6 protein-coding genes are annotated in these 5,793 nt (G+C 66.4%); all 6 read right to left on the reverse strand.

The features are described 5' to 3' along the window. Positions 1 to 749: DctP family TRAP transporter solute-binding subunit (locus tag ACESMD_RS14915; protein ID WP_372614517.1), on the reverse strand; the 749-nt coding region annotated here is incomplete at its 3' end. Positions 750 to 838: 89 nt separating this feature from the next. Further along, a complete protein-coding gene (denD, locus tag ACESMD_RS14920) occupies positions 839 to 1,801 on the reverse strand; it encodes a D-erythronate dehydrogenase (protein ID WP_372614518.1) in 963 nt (320 codons plus the stop codon). A 54-nt stretch (positions 1,802 to 1,855) separates the two neighbouring features. Further along, positions 1,856 to 2,650, reverse strand: a complete 795-nt coding sequence (gene otnI / locus ACESMD_RS14925; RefSeq protein ID WP_372614520.1) for a 2-oxo-tetronate isomerase — start codon at positions 2,648 to 2,650, stop codon at positions 1,856 to 1,858. A 38-nt stretch (positions 2,651 to 2,688) separates the two neighbouring features. Continuing rightward, complete coding sequence (gene otnC / locus ACESMD_RS14930) at positions 2,689 to 3,336, reverse strand: 3-oxo-tetronate 4-phosphate decarboxylase (protein WP_372614522.1); 648 nt, start codon at positions 3,334 to 3,336, stop codon at positions 2,689 to 2,691. Next, positions 3,323 to 4,675 carry a 3-oxo-tetronate kinase gene (otnK, locus tag ACESMD_RS14935; protein WP_372614524.1) on the reverse strand — a complete coding sequence of 451 codons (1,353 nt, stop codon included), beginning with the start codon at positions 4,673 to 4,675 and terminating at the stop codon, positions 3,323 to 3,325. The genes otnC and otnK overlap by 14 nt, the downstream gene beginning before the upstream one ends. Positions 4,676 to 4,677: 2 nt before the next feature. Next, positions 4,678 to 5,613 (reverse strand): L-threonate dehydrogenase, encoded by a 936-nt coding sequence (ltnD, locus tag ACESMD_RS14940; RefSeq protein WP_372614526.1) that lies wholly within the window; start codon positions 5,611 to 5,613, stop codon positions 4,678 to 4,680. Positions 5,614 to 5,793: the final 180 nt, after the last annotated feature.

Here is a 5,793-nt window from a genome sequence, read left to right on the forward strand (position 1 = left end):
CCGAGCAGGATCGGCGAGCCCAGGATGGCGGCGGGCGAATAGACGTGCCCGGTCAGCGAGAGGTAGTCCTGCACCTCCCAGAAGTTGGTGGCCACGATCACCGTGATGGGGTTCTCCTGGCCATCCACGGTCCCCTGCTGCAGGGCGGTGAAGAGCTCAGGGAAGGCCATCGGGGTCGGGTTGGCACCAAGCTGGCGGAAGGCTTCCTGGTGAACCTGGTTCTCCATGGTACGCACCTTCAGACCCTCGACATCCTCGGGCGAATTGATCTCGCGCAGGCTGTTGGTCAGGTGACGGAAGCCGTTCTCCGACCAGGCCAGACCCACCAGGTCATGCTCCCCCATCTTCTCGAGCAGCTCGTCACCCAGTTCACTGTCGAGCACGCAGCGTGCCTGGTCGTAGTCCTCGAACAGGAAGGGCAGGTCGAGCACATAGGTCTCCGGGACGAAATTGCCCAGCGGCCCGGTGGAGGTAATGACGATATCCACGGTACCGATCTGCAGGCCTTCGATCATGTCCCGCTCGCCTCCCAGGGAGCCGGCGGCATGTTCGGTGACCGTGAATTCGCCGTCGGAGAGCCGCTCAAGGGTCTCCTTGAAGGCATCGGCACCCACGCTATAGTGGGAGTTGGTGGACAGGGTGTGCCCCAGATTCACCTCGGTGGCGGCCTGGGTCTGAAAACTCAGCGCCGTGGCGGCGAGACCACCGATGGCGACAGCGAGCGTGCGGCGTGCGAAATGCTTGGTCATCATGATTCCTCTTTTGGTTGTTGCCGGGACGAGGACAGCCTCTGCGTTCTCGTCCCGGATCCAGATCGGCACCCTGACGGATGCCAGTTTCACGAGCGCTCATGGATGAACGCCTCGATGATCTCACGGAAACTCCGGTCTCCCTCGAACCCCAGTCGCCGGGCCTTGGCGGTATCGAAACGCGCTGGCCAGTTCGAGACGATGGCGGTGATGCCGGCGTCCGGTTCGTGGCGCACCCTGGCCAGGGCCTCGTCACCGGCCACCTCACCCAGGGTCTCGAGCATCTCGCCCACGCTGACCGTGATGCCCGGCAGCATGAAGGCACGAAAGGGTGCCCAGTCTGCCCGCGGCACCTCGGCACCATGGATCAGCGCCTGGATCACCCGGCCCGGCGACATCACGAACAGCTCCAGGTCGGTCGGCACCGGACAGATCGCCTCCTCGCCGTTCAAGGGCTCGCGCAGGATGCTCGAGGCGAAGCTCGAGGCCGCCGCATTGGGGCGCCCCGGGCGAATGGTGATGGTCGGCAGCCGCAGCACACGGCCATCGACCAGGCCGCGACGGCTGTAGTCATTGATCAACAGCTCGCACATGGCCTTCTGGGTGCCGTAGGAATTCTGCGGCTGCAGCGCCGTCATGTCATCGAGGGTGTCGGGCAGGTCGCCGCCATAAGCGGCCACCGAGCTCGCCATGATCAGGCGCGTCTCCGAGAGCGCATGGTGCCGACAGCCCTCCAGCAGCCCCCGGGTGGCATCGAAGTTGACCCGCATCCCGAGGCCCAGGTCGCCCTCGGCGGCGGAGCTCACCACCGCCGCCAGGTGGTAGATCACCGTCGGCCTCTCGGCCAGGACGGAATCCATGGCCTGCGGCGCGGTGATGTCCATGGCCAGGGGAATGATCTCTACATCAGCAGAGGCCGGCACACGGGGCTCGACCTGGTCGATCAGGGTCAGGCGGCGTATCGCCTGGCCATCGAGTTCGCTTCGCTCGAGCAGTCGAGCGAGGAGTCGTTGTCCGAGAAAACCGGCGCCGCCGGTGATGACGATATGCATGCTGATCCTGTTTCCTGTTGTCGTTGTTCCAGCGTCGAAAGACGCCTTCGGGTGTCAGGGATTCAACCCAAGCTGGCGTCCCCAGCCCAGCCCGTCAAGGGTCCCCGCGGCCGGACGATACTCGCAGCCGACCCAACCATCGTAGCCGAGCGACTCGAGACGGTCGAAGATGGCCGGATAGTGCACCTCCCCGACATCCGGCTCGTGGCGCTGGGGCACCCCGGCGATCTGCACATGGCCGATCCGGTCGAATTGCCGTTCCAGGTGCCGGATCAGGTCGCCCTCCATGATCTGGCAATGGTAGAGGTCGAACTGCAGCCTGAGGTTGTCGGCGCCAACCGCTTCCAGCACCGCCATGGCCTGCGCCTGGCGGGACAGGAAGAACCCCGGCATGTCGCGGGTATTGATCGGCTCGATCAGCAGCTCGCGACCCGCCCGAGCCGCTTCCCCGACGGCGAAGCGCAGGTTGGCGATATAGGTCGAATGGTGGGCGGCTCGAGTCGCCTCGTCGGCATCGGGCGGCAGCAGGCCCGCCATGGCATGCACCCTGGGACAGTCCAGGACCTCGGCATAGCGCAGGGCCTCGATCACCGAGTCGCGGAACTCTCCCTCGCGACCAGGCAGGCTGGCCAGGCCCCGCTCACCTGCCTCCCAGTCACCGGGAGGCAGGTTGAACAGCACCTGCGCAAGCCCCGCCTCATCCAGGGCGGCCTTGATGTCCTCCGGGGAATGGGCATAGGGAAAGAGGTACTCCACCCCACGAAAGCCCGACTCGGCGGCAGCGGCGAAACGGTCCAGGAAGTCATGTTCATTGAACAGCATGGTCAGGTTGGCGGCCAGTCGAATCATCGTCGGGTCCTTGTGGAATCGGGGATCAGTCGCGAGGGTCAGTCACGAGGGAATCGGGCCTCGAGCTCGGCGACCTGTTCGGGCGTCAGACCCCGCGGGTTGCGGCCCTGAAGCAGCAGGAAGAGCTTGGCGGTCTCCTCCAGTTCCTCGGTGGCATAGACCGCCGCCTCCAGCGACTTGCCGGCCACCACCGGCCCGTGGTTGGCCAGCAGCACGGCACTATGGCGACCCGCCAGGCCACGCACGGCATCGCCCAGTTGCGGATCCCCCGGGATGTGGTAGGGCACCAGCGGCAACTTGCCCACTCGCATTACATAGTAGGCGGTCAGGGGCGGAATGCAGTCTTCGGGGTCGATCTCGGGCAGGCAGGATACTGCCACGGAATGGGTCGAATGCAGGTGCACGATGGCCCCGGACTGGGGACGCTCGTCGTACATGGCCATGTGCAGGACGCTCTCCTTGGTCGGGGTGTCGCCGTCGAGCAGACGACCCTCGCGGTCCATCCGCGAGATCCGCGCTGGATCGAGCCGTCCCAGGCAGGCGTTGGTGGGCGTCATCAACCAGCCGCCATCCTCGAGGCGCACGCTGATGTTGCCGCTGGACCCCATGGTCAGGCCGCGATCGAAGAGCGACTGGCCGAGCAGGCTGATCCGCTCACGTAGGCCGTTCTCGTCATGAAGGCTCATGGTCTTCCCTCCCCGCGGTAGGCAGCACCTCGAAGGCCCGGGTGAAGAAGGCCTCGCCGCCGAAGTTGCCGGACTTCAGCGCCAGCGACAAGGGGACCTCCCTGCCCGGCAACGGCGCCTGGGTCCAGGGCACGCCGGGGTCGATCTGCTCACCGATGCGCAACTGGCGGATGCCCAGCGCCGAGACCACCGCCCCGGAACTCTCTCCGCCGGCGACGATCAGCCGCCCCACGCCCTCGGCCACCAGGGTCGAGGCCAGGGTGCCCAGGGCCTCTTCCACCAGGCGACCGGCCCTCTCGGTTCCCAGGGTCTGCTGCGCTGCCTTGACCCGCTGAGGCTCGGCGGAGGCATAGACCAGCACGGGCCCACCATCGGCCAGTTTGCCGCGAGCGAAGGCCAGGGCCGACTCCAGATGGTCATCGCTTTTCGCCAACGCCAGGGAATCCAGGGCGAAGCCGGGGTGTGTGGCGAGGAAGTGATCCACCTGGCCCAGGGTCGCCCGTGAACAGCTGCCCGAAAGTACCAGGGCAGCACCCGAGGCCGGCGCCAGGCGACCCGGCTCGGTCACCTCCCCCAGCCAGCCCAGGCGACGGTATTGTGCCGGCAGGTCCTGGCCCAGACCGGAACCCCCGGTCACCAGCGACATCTCCGCCACGGCCTCGGCGAGCACCTCGAGATCGCCTTCGTCGAGGGTGTCGCAGATCACATGGCGAATCCCCTGGTCATTCAGGGCGCCCAGCTGCGCCCTGGTGGCCGCCACGCCCCGGGCGAGGACCGGCCGGGGTACCAGGCCGACGCGGTGAGGCGTCTGGCGAGACAGCACCCGCACCAGGTCGGCATCGCCCATGGGGGTGAGCGGGTGATGCTCCATGCCGCTGTCGTTGAGCAGGCGATCACCGACGAAGAGATGGCCCTGGTAGACGGTGCGCCCATTGACCGGGAAGGCCGGCACCATCACCGTCTGGGTCGCCCCCAGTCGCGCTGTTTCTGTCGCCCGCAACCGCTCCAGCAGGGCGTCGCTGACGGGGCCGATATTGCCCCGGTCGGTGGAATCGAAGGTGGAGCAGTACTTGAAGAAGACTTGGCGCGCCCCCTGGGCCTTCAACCAGTCCAGCGCGGCCAGGGAGTCGGTGACGGCATCGTCCACCGGGCAGGAACGGGACTTGAGGGCGACCACCACGGCATCGACGCCCTTCAGCGCCTCGGTCTGCTCCGGTGTCAGGGCGGTATCCGGCACCCCGATCATCTGGATACAGCGCATGCCGCCACGCACCAGGTTGTTGGCCAGGTCGGTGGCACCGGTGAAATCATCGGCGATGGCTCCCAGCACGATGCTCATGGTCAGGCCTCCCCGTCGTCGTTGGCCGCCTCGGGCAAGGCGATGCCCGAGAGGCGCTGGTAGACCTTGATCACCGCCGCATCATCCTCGCGACCGAAGCCGGCGCCCTTGGCCGCGGTGAACTGCTGGAGGGCGCTGGAGGCCACCGGTGTCGGCAAGGCGAGTTCACGACCGGTCTCGTGGACGATATTGAGATCCTTGACGAAGATGTCCACGGCGGAGAGTGGCGTGTAATCCCCCTTGAGGATATGGGGAATCCGATTCTCGAACATCCAGGAGTTGCCGGCGGAATGGGTGATGACGTCGTAGACGGTGTCCGGGTCGAGGCCCATGCGAATCCCCAGCGCCATGGCCTCGGCCGCCGAAGCGATATGCACCCCGGCCAGCAACTGATTGACCAGTTTCATGCTGGAACCCACACCCGGCTCATCCCCCAGGCGATAGACGGTGGCGGCCATGGCATCCAGCACAGGCGCCGCCTTGGCGAAGGCCGCCTCAGCCCCCGAGGCCATCACCGACAGCTGGCCATCCCGGGCCTTGGCCGCCCCGCCGCTGATCGGCGCATCCAGCATCTGGAGCCCTTCCGCCTCGAGACGCTCGGCCAGGCGCCGGGCAAAGCTCGGGGCCACGGTCGCGCACTGCATGACCAGCCCATCCTTAGCTATGCGCCCCACCAGGCCCTGCTCGCCGAACAGCACGGCATCGACCTGGTCGGCATTGACCACCACCACCAGCACGATATCGCAGTGCTCGGCCAGCTCGGCGGGAGAGCCGACGCTATGCCCGCCGCGGGATTCGAATGCCTGGCATGCCTTCGGCGTGATATCGAATCCCGTCACGTCCAGGCCGCTCTCGCGAAGGAAGGTTGCCGTCCCCAGGCCCATGGCCCCGAGGCCGATCACACCCACCCGTGGCGTTGTTGTGGTCTTGTCGCTCACCTGGCGTTCTCCCGATGGTCCTGTATGCTTTACTGATAGCGCTATCATGTTGTAACCGATCGGGTTCTCAACGGCAAGACGACATCACGAGAGGGGAAATCGACTTGGATCTTATCTGGTGGTTGGCCTACCTGGCCCTGGGCGGCTTCGTCGGCCTCATGGCCGGCCTGCTGGGCATCG

Origin of the sequence: Halomonas sp. (genome assembly GCF_041689495.1) — a bacterium.
In the GTDB taxonomy this organism is placed as follows: domain Bacteria; phylum Pseudomonadota; class Gammaproteobacteria; order Pseudomonadales; family Halomonadaceae; genus Halomonas.